Origin of the sequence: Enterobacter hormaechei subsp. xiangfangensis (genome assembly GCF_001729785.1) — a bacterium.
In the GTDB taxonomy this organism is placed as follows: domain Bacteria; phylum Pseudomonadota; class Gammaproteobacteria; order Enterobacterales; family Enterobacteriaceae; genus Enterobacter; species Enterobacter hormaechei_C.
In genome coordinates this window covers 4,209,040-4,226,432 of record NZ_CP017183.1, presented here as the reverse complement: position 1 = coordinate 4,226,432, position 17,393 = coordinate 4,209,040, and the positions used below count along the sequence as shown (strand labels likewise).

At 56.1% G+C, this 17,393-nt stretch carries 21 protein-coding genes; 18 read left to right on the top strand and 3 right to left on the bottom strand.

The window, feature by feature from the left end:
• Positions 1–4: 4 nt before the first annotated feature.
• The 6 genes from mdcC (at position 5) to mdcH (ending at position 4,529) form a co-directional block, all read left to right on the top strand.
• On the top strand, positions 5–304 hold the full coding sequence (gene mdcC, locus BFV63_RS20275) for a malonate decarboxylase acyl carrier protein (protein ID WP_000411786.1): 300 nt from the start codon (positions 5–7) through the stop codon (positions 302–304).
• Entirely contained in the window at positions 297–1,130 is an 834-nt protein-coding gene (locus tag BFV63_RS20270) for a biotin-independent malonate decarboxylase subunit beta (RefSeq protein ID WP_003861672.1), read from the top strand. Before mdcC ends, BFV63_RS20270 begins: the two co-directional genes overlap by 8 nt.
• Positions 1,130–1,930, top strand: a complete 801-nt coding sequence (gene mdcE, locus BFV63_RS20265) for a biotin-independent malonate decarboxylase subunit gamma (protein ID WP_003861675.1) — start codon at positions 1,130–1,132, stop codon at positions 1,928–1,930. Before BFV63_RS20270 ends, mdcE begins: the two co-directional genes overlap by 1 nt.
• A gap of 123 nt (positions 1,931–2,053) precedes the next feature.
• Entirely contained in the window at positions 2,054–3,013 is a 960-nt protein-coding gene (locus BFV63_RS20260; RefSeq protein ID WP_023314938.1) for an AEC family transporter, read from the top strand.
• A gap of 2 nt (positions 3,014–3,015) precedes the next feature.
• Positions 3,016–3,633, top strand: coding sequence for a malonate decarboxylase holo-ACP synthase (locus BFV63_RS20255; protein ID WP_003861679.1), 618 nt, complete (start codon positions 3,016–3,018; stop codon positions 3,631–3,633).
• Positions 3,633–4,529 carry a malonate decarboxylase subunit epsilon gene (gene mdcH, locus BFV63_RS20250; protein ID WP_045330106.1) on the top strand — a complete coding sequence of 299 codons (897 nt, stop codon included), beginning with the start codon at positions 3,633–3,635 and terminating at the stop codon, positions 4,527–4,529. The genes BFV63_RS20255 and mdcH overlap by 1 nt, the downstream gene beginning before the upstream one ends.
• A 39-nt stretch (positions 4,530–4,568) precedes the next feature.
• On the opposite strand, the gene BFV63_RS20245 is transcribed toward mdcH, so the two are convergent.
• Positions 4,569–5,501: a LysR substrate-binding domain-containing protein gene (locus BFV63_RS20245; RefSeq protein WP_023323815.1), complete on the bottom strand. Its 933-nt coding sequence runs from the start codon at positions 5,499–5,501 to the stop codon at positions 4,569–4,571.
• Positions 5,502–5,516: 15 nt separating this feature from the next.
• On the bottom strand, positions 5,517–7,421 hold the full coding sequence (locus BFV63_RS20240) for an ABC transporter ATP-binding protein (protein ID WP_048241731.1): 1,905 nt from the start codon (positions 7,419–7,421) through the stop codon (positions 5,517–5,519).
• A gap of 129 nt (positions 7,422–7,550) precedes the next feature.
• Here BFV63_RS20240 and kefG point away from each other — a divergent pair, with 129 nt between their 5' ends.
• From kefG to slyD, 4 genes are all read left to right on the top strand, one after another.
• The gene (gene kefG, locus BFV63_RS20235; RefSeq protein ID WP_059288194.1) at positions 7,551–8,105 is read left to right on the top strand and encodes a glutathione-regulated potassium-efflux system ancillary protein KefG; all 555 of its coding nucleotides are present in this window, start codon (positions 7,551–7,553) and stop codon (positions 8,103–8,105) included.
• Positions 8,105–9,910: a glutathione-regulated potassium-efflux system protein KefB gene (gene kefB / locus BFV63_RS20230; protein ID WP_003861688.1), complete on the top strand. Its 1,806-nt coding sequence runs from the start codon at positions 8,105–8,107 to the stop codon at positions 9,908–9,910. Before kefG ends, kefB begins: the two co-directional genes overlap by 1 nt.
• A 13-nt stretch (positions 9,911–9,923) precedes the next feature.
• Positions 9,924–10,124: a YheV family putative zinc ribbon protein gene (locus BFV63_RS20225; protein WP_003861689.1), complete on the top strand. Its 201-nt coding sequence runs from the start codon at positions 9,924–9,926 to the stop codon at positions 10,122–10,124.
• Positions 10,125–10,218: 94 nt separating this feature from the next.
• Positions 10,219–10,809, top strand: a complete 591-nt coding sequence (slyD, locus tag BFV63_RS20220; RefSeq protein ID WP_003861691.1) for a peptidylprolyl isomerase — start codon at positions 10,219–10,221, stop codon at positions 10,807–10,809.
• 51 nt (positions 10,810–10,860) lie between these two features.
• Here the strand turns inward: slyD and BFV63_RS20215 are convergent, their stop codons facing one another.
• Positions 10,861–11,079, bottom strand: coding sequence for a protein SlyX (locus tag BFV63_RS20215; RefSeq protein ID WP_003861693.1), 219 nt, complete (start codon positions 11,077–11,079; stop codon positions 10,861–10,863).
• 238 nt (positions 11,080–11,317) lie between these two features.
• On the opposite strand from BFV63_RS20215, the gene fkpA reads away from it, so the two are divergent.
• The 8 genes from fkpA to fusA all read left to right on the top strand — a co-directional run bounded on the left by fkpA (position 11,318) and on the right by fusA (position 17,343).
• On the top strand, positions 11,318–12,136 hold the full coding sequence (gene fkpA, locus BFV63_RS20210) for an FKBP-type peptidyl-prolyl cis-trans isomerase (protein ID WP_048241732.1): 819 nt from the start codon (positions 11,318–11,320) through the stop codon (positions 12,134–12,136).
• 167 nt (positions 12,137–12,303) lie between these two features.
• On the top strand, positions 12,304–13,026 hold the full coding sequence (locus BFV63_RS20205; protein ID WP_003861697.1) for a helix-turn-helix transcriptional regulator: 723 nt from the start codon (positions 12,304–12,306) through the stop codon (positions 13,024–13,026).
• Positions 13,026–13,412 carry a sulfurtransferase complex subunit TusD gene (gene tusD, locus BFV63_RS20200; RefSeq protein ID WP_003861699.1) on the top strand — a complete coding sequence of 129 codons (387 nt, stop codon included), beginning with the start codon at positions 13,026–13,028 and terminating at the stop codon, positions 13,410–13,412. The genes BFV63_RS20205 and tusD overlap by 1 nt, the downstream gene beginning before the upstream one ends.
• A complete protein-coding gene (gene tusC / locus BFV63_RS20195; protein WP_003861700.1) occupies positions 13,412–13,771 on the top strand; it encodes a sulfurtransferase complex subunit TusC in 360 nt (119 codons plus the stop codon). The genes tusD and tusC overlap by 1 nt, the downstream gene beginning before the upstream one ends.
• A gap of 7 nt (positions 13,772–13,778) precedes the next feature.
• Complete coding sequence (gene tusB / locus BFV63_RS20190) at positions 13,779–14,066, top strand: sulfurtransferase complex subunit TusB (protein WP_047055082.1); 288 nt, start codon at positions 13,779–13,781, stop codon at positions 14,064–14,066.
• A gap of 124 nt (positions 14,067–14,190) precedes the next feature.
• Positions 14,191–14,565 (top strand): 30S ribosomal protein S12, encoded by a 375-nt coding sequence (gene rpsL / locus BFV63_RS20185; protein WP_000246815.1) that lies wholly within the window; start codon positions 14,191–14,193, stop codon positions 14,563–14,565.
• A 96-nt stretch (positions 14,566–14,661) separates the two neighbouring features.
• Positions 14,662–15,132 (top strand): 30S ribosomal protein S7, encoded by a 471-nt coding sequence (gene rpsG / locus BFV63_RS20180; RefSeq protein WP_003861706.1) that lies wholly within the window; start codon positions 14,662–14,664, stop codon positions 15,130–15,132.
• 96 nt (positions 15,133–15,228) lie between these two features.
• Positions 15,229–17,343 (top strand): elongation factor G, encoded by a 2,115-nt coding sequence (gene fusA / locus BFV63_RS20175; protein WP_022651946.1) that lies wholly within the window; start codon positions 15,229–15,231, stop codon positions 17,341–17,343.
• Positions 17,344–17,393 lie beyond the last annotated feature (50 nt).

Genomic DNA, 17,393 nt, shown 5'->3' with positions numbered 1-17,393 from the left:
TGTTATGGAAAAAATCACATTGACCGTGCCCGCCAGCCGCGAAGTAAGCGGCAGGGCGCTGGCAGGGGTAGTCGGTTCCGGGGATATGGAGGTGCTTTTCACCGCCGAACCGGGCCAGACCTTAACCATTGATATCACCACCTCCGTCGACAACAGCCGCGGGCGCTGGGAGGCGTTGTTCAACCGCCTGCAAACCGTCAGCAGCCTGCCCGCAGGTAAGCTGACCATCCACGACTTCGGCGCGACGCCGGGCGTGGCACGCATTCGTATCGAACAGGTCTTTGAAGGGGTGAATCATGCGTGATGACAGCAGCTTTATCGAACTAAAAGCGCGCCAGCGTGCACAGGCGCTGCTCGACGACGGCAGCTACCGCGAACTGCTGGATCCGTTCGAAGGCATTATTTCTCCATGGCTTGGGCCACAGGGGATTGTTCCTCAGGCTGATGACGGCATGGTGGTCGCGAAAGGGACCATCAACGGCCAGCCTGCGGTGGTGGTGGCGATTGAAGGCACCTTCCAGGGCGGCAGCATGGGCGAAGTGTCCGGCGCCAAAATGGCGGCGGCGCTGGAGCTGGCGGCGGAAGATAACCGCAACGGCATTCCGACTCAGGCGGTACTGTGCCTCGAAACCGGTGGCGTGCGTTTGCAGGAAGCCAACCTCGGCCTGGCGGCGATTGCCGATATCCACGCCGCGATCGTTGACCTGCGTCGCTATACCCCGGTCGTCGGGATTGTCGCCGGGACCGTAGGCTGCTTCGGCGGGATGTCTATCGCCGCGGCGCTGTGCAGCTATCTGATTGTGACCCGCGAAGCGCGTCTTGGCCTCAACGGCCCGCAGGTTATTGAGCAGGAAGCGGGCATTGAAGAGTACGACTCCCGCGACCGTCCGTTTATCTGGAGCATGACCGGCGGCGAAGTGCGCTATGAAAGCGGGCTGGTGGACGCGCTCGTCGGCGACGGCGTGAACGCGGTGAAAGCCGCGATGAACGAGGCCATCGCCAAAGGCGTACCGGCGAAACATCGCACCGATAACTACGACGATTATCTGAACCGTCTGACGAATTTCGACACCCGCAAACAGGCCGATGCCGAACAGATTAAAGCGCTTTTTGCCCGGGAGGTGAAATGATGACTAACTCAATTAGCCGTGGCGAACTCTGGCTGGAAACTCTGGCCCCGAACGCGAAACGTCTGGAGGGGTTATGCCCGTCCGTGCAGGCCGCAGACGGCGAGCTGAACGGTGAAACGGTGCGTTTTGTCGCCGTGGTGCCGGACGCCAACAACCACTTCCCGCGCGCGGCGCAAGGGGAAGTCGGCCTGCTGGAAGGCTGGACGCTGGCAAAAGTGGTCAGCGAAACCGTTGCCGCTGATGCAGATAAAGCCGTGAAGCGCCCGATTGTGGCGGTGATCGATGTCCCAAGCCAGGCCTATGGCCGTCGCGAAGAGGCGTTTGGCATCCACCAGGCGCTGGCCGGCGCCGCTGCCGCCTACGCTAATGCGCGGCTGGCAGGTCATCCGGTGATTGGTCTTATCGTCGGTAAGGCCATGTCCGGCGCGTTTCTGGCGCACGGCTACCAGGCTAACCGTCTGATTGCCTTCAACGATAAAGGCGTGCTGATCCACGCCATGGGCAAAGAGTCTGCGGCGCGCATTACGCTGCGTACCGTTGAGGCGCTGGAAAAACTGGCGGCAACCATCCCGCCAATGGCGTACGACATCAGCAACTACGCCACGCTGGGGCTGCTTTCCGACCTGCTGGATATCAGCAATCCGGATGCCCCTTCCGAAAGCGATCTGACGCGGGTGAAAACCACCCTGCAACAGGCCATCAGTGACGCTCGTCAGGACACCACGTTGAAAAACCGTCTGGGTGCTGACAACCGCCGCAGCTCAGCGCTCGTACGTGAACGTATGCGAGCCAGCTGGTAAGTAAAAAGAGACCTGCCAGATGCATCACCCCGTGGGCGCGCCCGTTGCGTCCACGGGGGAACCTGCATCCTGAAAATAATAAACATCGCGCCAGTGCTTAAACTTTTTTACTACAGGTGATTTATGACTTACGTAATTGTTCATGCTCTTGCACCGATTTTCGTCATCATGCTGCTGGGATTCTGGGCCGGTAAGGCAAAGATGGTCGATAACAAAAATGTTTCCCTGCTGAATATCTTCGTGATGGATTTTGCACTCCCGGCCGCGCTATTCAGCGCCACCGTGCAAACCCCGTGGACCGGCATCGTGGCGCAGTCGCCGCTGATCCTGGTGCTCACCCTGGCGATGTGGATCACCTATGCGGTCATCTACTTCCTCGCGACAAACGTATTTAAAAAATCCCCGCAAGATGCGGCCGTGCTGACGCTTACCGTCGCCTTGCCAAACTACGCGGCGCTTGGCCTGCCGATTCTGGGCAGCGTGCTGGGCGAAGGCTCTTCAACGTCGCTGTCCGTGGCGGTCTCCATCGCCTGTGGTTCGGTGCTGATGACCCCGTTCTGCCTGCTGATTCTGGAGCGTGAGAAAGCCCGCGCCGAAGGCAATAACTCCGGTTCAACGCTTTCCATGCTGCCGGTGCTGATGTGGCGCTCCATTAAAAAACCGATCGTGATGGGCCCGCTGTTGGGTGTGATCCTGTCCGCTATCGGCATCACAATGCCGGAGCTGGTGCTGGCGGCGATTAAACCGCTGGGACTGTCCGCGACCGCTGCGGCGCTGTTCCTGACCGGCGTGATCCTCTCTGCCCGTAAGCTCCAGATCAACACCATGGTGATCACTTCTACTATCGCCAAGCTGCTGATCCAGCCAGCGATTGCCTGGGGTATCGTTTTAATCTTCGGTCTGCACGGCTCCGTGGCTATCACCGCCATCCTGATGATTGCGCTGTCTGCGGGCTTCTTTGGCGTGGTGTTCGGTAACCGCTTTGGCGTGCAGTCGCCGGATGCTGAAGCCGTGCTGCTGTTGAGCTCCATACTGTGTATCCTGTCGCTGCCGCTGTTTATCTCGCTGACTTCAGGAATGTAATCATGACCACAACATTACGCCCACACGACCTCATCTGGCTTACCGCGCGCGACGCCCTGGAAGGGATTACTGAATCCTGGGTGGACGCGGCCTGGCATACCGGGCTACCGGTAGTGGTACGGCGTGATGTTGATAATGAAGGCCGTATTCCCGTTGGCGTGCGCGGATTGCGCCGCGACCAGCGGGCGGCCGGATGGGTGAAGCCTGAGAACGTGTTGCGCGTGGTGTCGCCCGAAGATTTGAGCGTTGCCGCCGACCTGCTGCGTTCGCCGTTTATCACCCAGCCGCCGGTTCAGGTGGCGCTTCAGCTTGCGCAGCAGTCATGGCCGTGGACGTGGGGGATAACCGGCAGTACGGGTTACGCGCTGGCGACCGGCATTCCGGTGATCCACGCCGACAGCGATCTCGATCTGCTGATCCGCGCCCCGTGTACCGTTTCCCCTGAGGCGTTTACTGACTGGCAGGCTCAGCTCAGTCGTGCGTTGTGCCGGGCGGATACACAGGTGGATACGCCCGAGGGCGGATTCGCGCTGGCGGAATGGTTACGCGACGGCAAAACGCTGCTAAAAACGCAATATGGGCCGCGCCTGGTAGCGGATCCATGGCACAGGGAGGAGTAATGAAAATATTGTTTACCTTTCCGGGGCAGGGCACACAGCACGAAGGTATGCTGCAAAACCTGCCGGGAACGGAGCTGGAGCAGGCCCGTGCTGTGCTGGGGGCGGAAGTCGATACCCTGGACAGCGCATCCTCGTTAACCCACACCCGCGCGGTTCAGCTTTCGCTGTTGATTGCAGGCGTGACCTGGGCGCGCGAGCTGGAACGTCGCGGCGTGTCGCCGGATATTGTCAGCGGTCTGTCCATTGGCGCTTATCCTGCGGCGGTTATCGCCGGTGTGCTGGACTTTACGGACGCGCTGAAGCTGGTGGCGCTGCGCGGCGATCTGATGGAGCAGGCGTATCCCCACGGCTACGGCCTGACGGCGATAATGGGGTTGACCCTGCCCCAGGTGGAAAACCTGATTCAGGGGACAGGAACCTATATCGCTAACCTGAACGCCGAAACGCAGATCGTGATTGCCGGAGCCGATGACGGCATGGCGCAGGTAGCCGAACGCGCGCTGGCGAAGGGCGCGAACAAGGCCAAACGGCTGGCGGTAAGCGTACCGTCGCACTGTGAACTGCTGGCGGAACCGGCGCAGAAGCTGGCCGCAGCGTTTGAATCAGTCACGCTTTCACGCCCCCGCTGCGCGTACCTGAGCGGCAGTACCGGGCGCGTGCTTTGGCAGCCAGAGAAAATTGCCGACGACCTGGCGATGAATATGGCGCGAACCGTGCGCTGGCAGGAGGCGGTGATTTCCGCTAACGAGCGCGAAGCGCGTCTGGCGATTGAGATGCCGCCAGGGGGTATTCTGACCTGTCTGACGCGGCAGGCGGCGTGGGAAGGCGAATCCATTTCGCTGGAGCGCAGCGGAGTGGACGTGGCGGTGCATCTGGCGGGTCGGCTTCAGCGGTGACTTTTTGCCCGGTAAGCGTAGCGCCACCGGGCAATAACATCAGGCACTATCCTGCAAACTTCTGGCATACATCCGCCCTTCCGCGGCCAGCGCCCGCAGGCTCGGATCCTGCTCGCGGTTGCGGGCAAAGACGATCGCAATCAGCTGCTGCATCTGGTACGGCTGCGCCAGCTTCAGTAGCTGCACCGAATTTTCGTACACTTTCTTCATCCTGCCCGGCATCAGCGTAAACCCGACCCCCGCCTGCACCAGGCTCAGCATCGAAAAGATATCGTTCACGCGCGTCACAATCTCCGGCTCAAAACCGGCGATATGAAACGCTTCCTGAAACCCGGCGTAAGTGGCGAACCCTTCCGCGAGGGCGACAAATTTCTGATCTTTATAATCACGCAGATCGGCGGGGCCGCTGGTATTCAGCGTGGCAGAAGCCGGTGCGGCAAGGAAAATATCGTCATGGAACAGAGGAAGCACTTCGAGGCTGTTACGGTCGATATCGCTCTCGGAGATAGAGATTAAAATCGCATCCAGCGATCCCTCATCCAGCATATGGAGCAGGGTTTCGTTCGAGCCCATCGTCAGATCCATCTCCAGATCCGGACGGCGCAGCTTCATGCCCATTATCAGACGCGGCACGGTTTCCAGAGTCAGCGAGTAGAGCGTGCCGACGCGCAACCGTCCCTGGCCGATACCGGCGATCTTGCGCGACTCTTCCAGCCCGCGCTCCATCACCTGCATCACCTCCTGACAATACTCCAGCAGCGTCCATGCGGAGGGGAGGGCAATCAGGTTACGCCCTTTGTGAGCAAAGAGCGGGCAGCGGACGTTCTCTTCGAGGGTATGCAGCGCGCGGTGCACGCTGACACCGCTCAGGCCGAGCGTTTCGGCGGTACGTGCGATATTGCCCTTCTCCATGAACGTCATGAAGATGCTGAGCTTACGGAATGTAATCTCGCTCGTGGTATCGAAGCTCATAACCCTCCCGGCGTGTTAGTCGGCTTGCAGCATCGCTTCCAGCTGTTCCTGCGCGTCCAGCCATGCCATTTCGCACTCTTCGAGGCTGGATTTGGTTTTCGCCTGAGTTTGCAGACAGTCCGTCAGCTCCGCTTTGCGGCTCTGATCGTACAGTTCGCTGTCGCCCAGCTTCTCTTCGACGGCAGCAAGCGTGGCGTTGAGCTTTTCCATCTCTTTTTCGAGGCGGGTAATCTCTTTACGCAGCGGCTGTGTCTGAGTGCGCAGCTCCGCTTCACGGCGCTTCTGGTCTTTACGCGCCTGGGCGCTGTTGGCGTTGTCTTTCGCTGACTCTTCCGGCTGGTTTTCCTGCTTCTGCACGTCCGTCAGCCACTGCTGGTAGTCTTCCAGGTCGCCGTCAAACGGTTCGACTTTGCCGCCGTGTACCAGATAGAGATCGTCGGTGGTGGAGCGGATCAGGTGGCGGTCGTGCGACACGACAACCAGCGCCCCTTCGAACTCAATCAGCGCTTCGGTCAGCGCCTGACGCATGTCGAGATCGAGGTGGTTGGTTGGTTCATCAAGCAGCAGCAGGTTTGGACGCTGCCAGACGATCAGCGCCAGTACCAGACGCGCTTTTTCACCACCGGAGAAACGCGCTGTATTTTCAGTCACCTTATCGCCCTGGAAGCCAAAGCCGCCGAGGTAGTCGCGCAGCTTCTGCTCCATTTCCTGCGGCGCCAGGCGCGCCAGGTGCTGGATCGGCGATTCATCCGCGCGTAAAAATTCCAGCTGATGCTGGGCGAAGTAGCCAAGCTTGATGCCTTTCGCCAGGCCGATTTCGCCGCTGACCGGGTTAAGCTCGCCCGCCAGCAGCTTGATCAGCGTCGATTTACCGGCGCCGTTACGTCCCAGCAGGCCAATGCGTGAACCTGGCACCAGGTTGAGCTTGATAGAGTCGAGGATAATGCGATCGCCATAGCCCGCGCTCACTTTTTCCATTTTCAGCAGCGGGTTCGGCAGGCTCTCCGGCTCGCGGAAACTGAAGTGGAATGGGTTATCCACATGCGCGGGAGCGATCATCTCCATGCGTTCCAGCATCTTGATGCGGCTCTGCGCCTGCTTGGCTTTTGACGCCTTGGCCTTGAAGCGATCCACAAAGCTTTGCAGGTGCGCCACGCGCTGCTGCTGGCTTTCATACATCGCCTGTTGCTGGGCAAGGCGCGTCGCGCGCTGGCGCTCGAAAGAGCTGTAGTTGCCGGTGTATTCGAACATGCTTTGCTGTTCGATATGAATGATTTTATCCACCACCGGATCGAGGAAGTCGCGGTCGTGGGAGATCAGAATCAGAGTGCCCTGATAGCTCTTGAGCCACTTCTCCAGCCAAATAACCGCATCAAGATCGAGGTGGTTGGTGGGTTCATCGAGCAGCAGGAGGTCGGAGCGGCAGATCAGCGCCTGCGCCAGGTTGAGGCGCATACGCCAGCCGCCGGAGAAATCGCTCACCGGGCGTTCAAGCTGTTCGTTGCTGAAACCCAGGCCGTGCAGCAGGCTGGAGGCGCGGGAGCGAATGGTCCAGGCATCGATGGCGTCCAGCTTGCCGTGGACGGTGGCGATGGCGTGGCCGTCGTTGCGTTCGTTGGCGGCGTTGAGCTCTGCTTCGAGCTTGCGGTATTCACGGTCGCCGTCGATAACATAGTCGAGCGCGGGTTCGCTCAGCGCGGGCGTCTCCTGGTTCACCCAGGCGAGCTGCCAGTTGCCCGGGAAGGTAAAGTTACCGCCATCCGCGCTTATCTCGTTTTTCAGCAGTGCCAGCAGGGTGGATTTACCGCAGCCGTTTTTGCCGACCAGCCCCACTTTCTGGCCCGGGTTGATGGTAGCAGTCGCGTTATCCAGCAGGACGCGCACGCCGCGACGAATTTGTAACGAGGAGAAAACAATCATAGAAGCGCCGTATGTTCCGACTATGTTAATTTGTCATTATGATAATGTAAGGTGTGGGCCATTTTCCCCACCGGGCCGCCATGGTAGCCCAAAACGACAACAATACACAAAAACAGAACCGGGAGGGGAATGATGTCTCAGACAGCGAAAGTGCTGCTGCTGTATGCCCATCCGGAATCACAGGACTCGGTGGCGAACCGGGTGCTGCTTAAGCCGGCCACACAGCTCAGTAACGTAACGGTGCACGATCTCTACGCGCACTATCCCGATTTTTTTATCGATATTCCTTACGAGCAGGAACTGCTGCGTCAGCACGACGTGATTGTGTTCCAGCATCCGCTTTATACCTACAGCTGTCCGGCACTGCTGAAAGAGTGGCTGGACCGCGTGCTGAGCCGGGGCTTCTCCAGCGGGGTGGGGGGCAACCAGCTGGCGGGAAAGTACTGGCGGAGTGTCATTACCACCGGTGAGCCGGAAAGCGCTTACCGTCACGACGGGCTGAACCGTTACCCCATGAGCGACATTCTGCGGCCGTTTGAGCTGACGGCGGCGATGTGCCGTATGCACTGGATGAGCCCGATTATTATCTACTGGGCACGGCGGCAGGATCCGAAAGCGCTGGCGAGCCATGCCAGGGCCTATGGCGAATGGCTGGCGTCACCGATTCCGGCGGGAGGACGCTAATGGACGGTTCGAATTTACTCCTTGCCGGGGTGCTGTTTTTGTTCGCCGCCGTCGTCGCGGTCCCGCTTGCCGCGCGTCTCGGCATTGGCGCGGTGCTGGGTTATTTGCTGGCGGGGATAGCCATTGGCCCCTGGGGGCTTGGGTTTATCAGCGATGTGGATGAAATTCTCCACTTCTCTGAACTGGGCGTGGTCTTCCTGATGTTCATCATTGGCCTTGAGCTGAACCCCTCCAAGCTGTGGCAGCTGCGGCAATCTATTTTTGGCGTCGGGGCGGCGCAGGTGTTACTCAGCGCGGCCATTCTCGCGGGACTGCTGATGTTGACGCAGTTTTCCTGGCAGGCCGCGGTGATTGGCGGGATCGGTCTTGCGATGTCGTCGACGGCGATGGCGCTTCAGCTGATGCGCGACAAAGGGATGAACCGCAACGAGGCGGGGCAACTGGGCTTTTCGGTGCTGCTGTTCCAGGATTTAGCGGTGATCCCGGCGCTGGCGCTGGTGCCGCTGCTGGCGGGATCCGGAGACGATCATTTCGACTGGATGAAGATCTCCATGAAGGTGCTGGCCTTCGCGGGGATGCTGATCGGCGGACGGTTTTTACTGCGTCCGGTATTCCGGTTTATTGCAGCATCCGGCGTGCGGGAGGTATTCACCGCCGCAACGCTGCTGCTGGTGCTTGGCTCAGCTCTGTTTATGGATGCGCTGGGGCTGTCGATGGCGCTTGGGACGTTTATCGCCGGGGTGCTGCTTGCGGAAAGCGAGTACCGCCACGAGCTGGAGACCGCCATCGATCCGTTTAAGGGGCTGCTGCTAGGGCTGTTCTTTATCTCGGTGGGTATGGCGCTTAATCTTGGCGTGCTCTATACCCATCTGCTGTGGGTTATTGCGAGTGTCGCCGTGCTGGTGGCGGTCAAAACGCTGGTGCTGTATCTCCTCGCGAGGATTTACGGGCTGCGCAGCTCGGAAAGAATGCAGTTTTCCAGCGTGTTAAGCCAGGGGGGAGAATTTGCGTTTGTGCTGTTTTCCACGGCGTCGTCTCAGAAGCTGTTCAAAGATGACCAGATGGCGCTGCTGCTGGTGACGGTCACGCTGTCGATGATGACCACCCCGCTGCTGATGAAGCTGGTGGACAAACTGCTGTCGCGCCGCCTGAATCCCGCAGACGATGAAGACGAAGCGCCGTGGGTGGAAGATGATAAACCGCAGGTGATCGTCGTGGGCTTTGGCCGCTTCGGGCAGGTGATTGGTCGCCTGTTGATGGCAAATAAAATGCGCATTACGGTGCTGGAGCGCGATATCAGCGCCGTCAACCTGATGCGCAAATATGGTTATAAGGTGTACTACGGCGATGCGACGCAGCTTGAGCTGTTGCGCTCGGCGGGCGCAGAGGCTGCGGAGTCCATCGTCATCACCTGCAACGATCCGGAAGACACGATGAAGCTGGTGGAGCTGTGCCAGCAGCATTTCCCGCATCTGCATATTCTGGCGCGTGCGCGTGGACGTGTGGAGGCTCACGAACTTTTGCAGGCGGGTGTGAAACACTTCTCCCGCGAAACCTTCTCCAGCGCGCTGGAGCTGGGACGCAAGGCGCTGGTTTCGCTGGGTATGCATCCTCATCAGGCGCAACGCGCCCAGATGCATTTCCGCAGGCTGGATATGCGAATGCTGCGTGAACTGATGCCCGTGCACAGCGACACGGCGCAGATCTCCCGCGTGCGGGAAGCGCGTCGCGAACTGGAGGAGATCTTCCAGCGTGAGATGCAACAGGAACGACGCCAGCTCGACGGCTGGGATGAATTTGAATAAAGGGTAACGAAAGATGGCTGTACGTAAACGCTTTATCGCGGGCGCAAAATGCCCATCCTGCCAGGCGCAAGATACGCTGGCCATGTGGCGTGAAAATAATATCGATATCGTTGAATGTGTTAAGTGCGGTCACCAGATGCGTGAGGCCGACAAAGAAGCCCGCGATCATGTTCGCAAAGAAGAGCAAGTGATCGGCATTTTTCATCCAGACTAGCGATATGCTCTGAGTTTTTTTAAGCTTAAGGGTACACGGGTGCAGATTTCCGCTACAATCTGCGCCAGCAATTTTCCCACGCTCAGGAGATATCATGAAAGTAGCAAAAGACCTGGTGGTCAGCCTGGCCTATCAGGTACGTACAGAAGACGGTGTGTTGGTTGATGAGTCTCCGGTGAGTGCGCCGCTGGACTACCTGCATGGTCACGGTTCCCTGATTTCCGGCCTGGAAACGGCGCTGGAAGGCCATGAAGTTGGCGACAAATTCGACGTTGCTGTAGGCGCGAACGACGCTTACGGTCAGTATGACGACAACCTGGTTCAGCGCGTTCCTAAAGACGTATTCATGGGCGTTGACGAGTTGCAGGTTGGCATGCGCTTCCTGGCGGAAACTGACCAGGGTCCGGTTCCGGTTGAAATCACTGAAGTTGAAGACGACCACGTTGTGGTTGACGGCAACCACATGCTGGCGGGTCAGAACCTGAAGTTCAACGTAGAAGTTGTTGCGATCCGTGAAGCGACTGAAGAAGAGCTGGCTCATGGCCACGTTCACGGTGCGCACGGTCACGACCATGACCACGATCACGGCCATGACGGCTGCTGCGGTGGTCACGGCCACGACCATGGTCATGACCACGGCCACGGTAAAGGTGGTTGCGGTAACGGCGGCTGCGGTTGCCACTGATTCCGTACTCCGGAAAATAAAAAAGCGGGATAATCCCGCTTTTTTTACGCCTCAATAATGAGGTGGTGGCGTCTCTTCTGACTGAGAGGCAATGTTTGACGGCTGCGTGGCCTTCAGCTTTTCCGTCAGCAGGCGCATGTGATCGCGCAGTTTTGCCATTTCAAGCTCATGGGCCGTCACGGTCTGGTTCAGTTCTTCGATGGTGATGTCCTGAAAAGCCAGGCGGCTTTCCAGCTCAGCCAGTCTCGCTTCGATCGTTGTATCCTTCATCATTCACCTCGTTTATCTGTCGTTCGCCATAATGGACCAGCGGCGGCGAAGTTTAGCTGACTTTTTCCTTAAGTACAGTATCCATCTCCCTGACAAGAAACTTATTTAAACAAAAATAGTCTGAAAAGAAGCGACATTCGGGGGAGTCTGTCTGTAGATTTCTTCCACAACGTTTTATAGTACGTCACTCATTTACGTTTAACACTGGGGTGAGAGACCTCAGGTCCTGGAGATATGGATGAAATCACTGTTTAAAGTTACGCTGCTGGCGACCACTATGGCTGTAGCGCTCAATGCGCCGCTGTCTTTCGCTGCTGATACTGCTGCGAAGCCTGCTGCGACTACAGACAGCAAAGCGGCATTCAAAAATGACGACCAGAAATCCGCCTACGCACTTGGCGCGTCTCTGGGTCGTTACATGGAAAACTCTCTGAAAGAACAAGAGAAACTGGGCATCAAACTGGACAAAAACCAGCTGATCGCAGGGGTCCAGGATGCGTTCGCAGACAAGAGCAAACTGTCTGACCAGGAAATCGAGCAGACTCTGCAAGCGTTTGAAGCGCGCGTGAAAGGCGCCGCTCAGACCAAGATGGAAGCAGATGCTAAAGATAACGAAGCGAAAGGCAAAGCCTACCGCGACAAGTTCGCTAAAGAGAAAGGCGTTAAAACGTCTTCTACTGGCCTGATCTATAAGATTGAGAAAGAAGGTACTGGCGACGCGCCTAAAGACAGCGACACCGTTGTGGTGAACTACAAAGGTACGCTGATCGACGGTAAAGAGTTCGATAACTCTTATACCCGTGGTGAGCCTCTCTCCTTCCGTCTGGATGGTGTGATCCCGGGCTGGACCGAAGGCCTGAAGAACATCAAGAAAGGCGGTAAAATCAAGCTGGTCATCCCACCGGATCTGGCTTACGGCAAAACCGGCGTTCCGGGTATCCCGGCTAACTCCACGCTGGTATTTGATGTAGAACTGCTGGACATCAAACCGGCGCCGAAAGCGGATGCGAAAACAGACGCACCGGCTGACGACAAAGCCGCAGCAGCTAAGAAGTAATGCTGAAAAAAACCGCCGCCTTTACAGGCGGCGGTTTTTTTATTGTGGGGCAGATATAATTAACACTGGAAAGCGTTATACACGCTGTATTAATTTAGTTGTCCGTGTAGATAATGAGCCTGCCCTGAAAACCTAACGACAGGCTCCTGAAAAGGAGTGTTTTTTTCATGTCCAGGTCGCTTTTAACCAACGAAACCAGTGAACTTGATTTGCTGGATCAACGTCCATTTGACCAGACCGACTTCGATATTCTGAAATCCTACGAAGCGGTAGTGGACGGGTTAGCGATGCTCATTGGTTCCCACTGCGAAATCGTATTGCATTCCCTGCAAGATCTTAAGTGTTCCGCTATCCGCATTGCGAATGGTGAGCACACTGGCCGTAAAATTGGTTCGCCAATCACCGACCTTGCATTGCGTATGTTGCATGACATGACCGGCGCGGACAGCAGCGTCTCAAAATGCTATTTCACCCGCGCCAAAAGCGGCGTGCTGATGAAATCAGAAACGATCGCGATTCGAAACCGCGAACACCGGGTAATCGGTTTGCTGTGCATCAACATGAACCTTGATGTGCCATTCTCGCAAATCATGAGCACCTTCATCCCGCCAGAAACGCCGGACGTGGGCTCATCGGTGAACTTTGCTTCTTCGGTTGAGGATCTCGTGACCCAGACGCTGGAGTTCACCATTGAAGAGGTGAATGCCGATCGCAACGTATCCAACAACGCCAAGAATCGTCAGATCGTCCTGAACCTCTATGAGAAAGGGATTTTTGATATCAAAGATGCCATCAACCAGGTGGCCGATCGCCTGAATATCTCCAAACACACGGTTTACCTCTATATTCGCCAGTTCAAAAGCGGCGACTTTCTGGGACAAGACAAGTAATGCGTTTTGCGTTAATGGTGACGGGCCCGGCGTACGGTACCCAGCAGGCCAGCAGCGCGCTACAGTTTGCCCATGCGCTGCTTGATGCCGGTCATGAACTGGCAAGCGTCTTCTTCTATCGTGAAGGGGTCTATAACGCGAACCAGTTTACGTCCCCGGCGAGCGATGAGTTTGACCTTGTGCGCGCCTGGCAAAAATTAAACGAAACGCAGGGCGTTGACCTGCATATCTGCGTCGCGGCGGCACTGCGTCGCGGCGTGACGGATGCGACCGAAGCCGAACGCCTTGGTCTGGCGGGGGCTAACCTGCAACCAGGCTTTTCCCTCAGTGGTCTAGGTGCCCTGGCACAGGCGGCGTTGACCTGCGACAGAGTGGTGCAATTTTGATGAAGCGTGTAGCGTTTGTTTTTACTTCTGCGCCGCATGGCAGCGCTTCAGGCCGGGAAGGGCTGGATGCATTGCTCGCGACATCGGCATTAACCGAAGATATCGGCGTCTTCTTTTTAGGCGATGGCGTATTCCAGCTTCTTGCAGGCCAACAACCGCAGGCCATTCTTGCGCGCGACTACATTGCGACCTTTAAAGTTCTGCCGCTCTATGACATTGAAACCTTCTATGTGTGCGCCGACTCGCTGGCCGCGCGTGGGTTAAACGAGAAAACACCGTTCGTGCTGGACGTGACGATCCTGACATCTGCTGCGCTGCGCGAACAACTCTCTCACTACGATACCGTTCTGACTTTCTGAGGCTGCCATGCTCCATACCCTGAGCCGTTCACCGTGGCAATGCGATATCGACACGTTACTGAGCATGCTGCGCGAAGGTGATGATCTGCTGCTGATTCAGGATGGCGTGCTCGCGGCGCTTGAAGGCAGCCGTTTTGTTGAAATCCTCGCGAATGCCCCCATAACAGTCTCTGCGCTGAAAGAGGATCTGGATGCGCGGGGTCTTTCTGGTCAAATTTCAGCCAAAATTGACGTGGTTGGCTATACTGAATTCGTCAATCTTACTGTGACGCACGCCAGTCAAATGAACTGGTGATTTGAGATCGCTGTATATTTCTTGACACCTTTTCGACGTAGCCCTAAAATTTCGCGTCCTCATATTGTATGAGGTCGTTTTATTACGTGTTTACGAAGCAAAAGCTAAAACCAGGAGCTATTTAATGGCAACAGTTAACCAGCTGGTACGCAAACCACGTGCACGCAAAGTTGCAAAAAGCAACGTGCCTGCGCTGGAAGCCTGCCCGCAGAAACGTGGCGTATGTACTCGTGTATATACCACCACTCCTAAAAAACCAAACTCCGCACTGCGTAAAGTATGCCGTGTGCGTTTGACTAACGGTTTTGAAGTGACTTCCTACATCGGTGGTGAAGGTCACAACCTTCAGGAGCACTCCGTGATCCTGATCCGTGGCGGTCGTGTTAAAGACCTTCCGGGTGTTCGTTACCACACCGTTCGTGGTGCGCTGGACTGCTCAGGTGTTAAAGACCGTAAGCAGGCTCGCTCCAAGTACGGCGTGAAGCGTCCTAAGGCTTAATGGTTCTCCGTTAAGTAAGGCCAAACTGATTTATCTTAATGTCAAACTAAACTCGTAGAGTTTTGGACAATCCTGAATTAACAACGGAGTAATCCCATGCCACGTCGTCGCGTCATTGGTCAGCGTAAAATTCTTCCAGATCCGAAATTCGGATCAGAACTGCTGGCAAAATTTGTAAATATCCTGATGGTAGATGGTAAAAAATCTACCGCAGAAGCAATCGTATACAGCGCGCTGGAGACCCTGGCTCAGCGTTCTGGTAAAAATGAACTGGAAGCCTTCGAAGTCGCTCTCGACAACGTGCGCCCGACTGTAGAAGTTAAGTCTCGCCGCGTTGGTGGTTCTACTTATCAGGTTCCAGTTGAAGTTCGTCCGGTTCGTCGTAATGCTCTGGCAATGCGTTGGATCGTTGAAGCTGCTCGTAAACGCGGTGATAAATCCATGGCTCTGCGTCTGGCGAACGAACTTTCTGATGCTGCGGAAAACAAAGGTACCGCAGTTAAGAAACGTGAAGACGTTCACCGTATGGCAGAAGCCAACAAGGCGTTCGCACACTACCGTTGGTAATCCCTTCGGAGTCGTAGTCACCAGGCGGGCGCTTCAGAGAAGCCGCCCGCTCTGGGTAACTTAACTGAACGCCTAAAGATATAAACGAGGAATCAAATGGCTCGTACAACACCCATCGCACGCTACCGTAACATCGGTATCAGTGCGCACATCGACGCCGGTAAAACCACTACTACCGAACGTATTCTGTTCTACACCGGTGTAAACCATAAAATCGGTGAAGTTCATGACGGCGCAGCCACCATGGACTGGATGGAACAGGAGCAGGAGCGTGGTATTACTATCACCTCCGCAGCGACTACTGCATTCTGGTCAGGTATGGCTAAGCAGTACGAACCGCATCGCGTAAACATCATCGACACCCCAGGGCACGTTGACTTCACCATCGAAGTAGAACGTTCCATGCGTGTTCTTGACGGCGCGGTAATGGTTTATTGCGCAGTTGGTGGTGTTCAGCCACAGTCTGAAACCGTATGGCGTCAGGCAAACAAATATAAAGTTCCACGCATCGCGTTCGTTAACAAAATGGACCGTATGGGTGCTAACTTCCTGAAAGTTGTTGGCCAGATCAAAACCCGTCTGGGCGCGAACCCTGTTCCGCTTCAGCTGGCAATTGGTGCTGAAGAAGGTTTCACCGGCGTTATCGACCTGGTGAAAATGAAAGCCATCAACTGGAACGAAGCAGATGCGGGCGTTACCTTCGAATACGAAGATATCCCGGCAGAGATGCAGGACCTGGCTGACGAATGGCACCAGAACCTGATCGAATCCGCAGCAGAAGCTTCTGAAGAGCTGATGGAAAAATACCTGGGTGGTGAAGAACTGTCTGAGCAAGAGATCAAATCTGCTCTGCGTCAGCGCGTTCTGAACAACGAAATCATCCTGGTAACCTGTGGTTCTGCGTTCAAGAACAAAGGTGTTCAGGCGATGCTGGATGCGGTAGTTGACTACCTGCCATCCCCGATTGACGTTCCTGCGATCAACGGCATCCTGGACGACGGTAAAGATACTCCGGCTGAGCGTCACGCAAGTGATGAAGAGCCATTCTCTGCACTGGCGTTCAAAATTGCTACCGACCCATTCGTGGGTAACCTGACCTTCTTCCGCGTTTACTCTGGTGTGGTTAACTCCGGTGACACCATCCTGAACTCCGTGAAAGCGGCGCGTGAACGTTTTGGCCGTATCGTACAGATGCACGCTAACAAACGTGAAGAGATCAAAGAAGTTCGTGCGGGCGACATCGCTGCTGCTATCGGTCTGAAAGACGTGACCACTGGTGACACTCTGTGTGACCCGGATCACCCGATCATTCTGGAGCGTATGGAATTCCCTGAGCCGGTAATCTCCATCGCAGTTGAACCAAAAACCAAAGCTGACCAGGAAAAAATGGGTCTGGCTCTGGGCCGTCTGGCGAAAGAAGACCCATCATTCCGTGTATGGACTGATGAAGAATCTAACCAGACCATCATCGCTGGTATGGGTGAACTGCACCTGGACATCATCGTTGACCGTATGAAGCGTGAATTCAACGTTGAAGCGAACGTGGGTAAACCTCAGGTTGCTTACCGCGAAGCGATTCGCGCGAAAGTTACCGACGTTGAAGGTAAACACGCTAAGCAGTCTGGTGGTCGCGGTCAGTACGGTCACGTTGTGATCGACATGTACCCACTGGAGCCGGGCTCTAACCCGAAAGGTTACGAGTTCATCAACGACATCAAAGGTGGTGTAATTCCTGGCGAATACATCCCTGCCGTTGATAAAGGCATCCAGGAGCAGCTGAAAGCTGGTCCTCTGGCTGGTTACCCGGTTGTAGACATGGGTGTTCGTCTGCACTTCGGTTCTTACCACGACGTTGACTCCTCTGAACTGGCGTTTAAACTGGCTGCGTCTATTGCCTTTAAAGAAGGCTTTAAGAAAGCAAAACCAGTTCTGCTTGAGCCGATCATGAAGGTTGAAGTAGAAACTCCTGAAGAGAACACCGGTGACGTTATCGGTGACTTGAGCCGTCGTCGCGGTATGCTGCGTGGTCAGGAATCCGAAGTAACTGGCGTTAAGATCCACGCTGAAGTTCCGCTGTCTGAAATGTTCGGATATGCAACTCAGCTGCGTTCTCTGACCAAAGGTCGTGCATCATACACTATGGAATTCCTGAAGTATGATGATGCGCCGAACAACGTTGCTCAGGCCGTTATCGAAGCCCGTGGTAAGTAATCCACAGGATTAAAACCTAAGTCCCGTGCTCTCTCCGAAGGGGAGAGCAC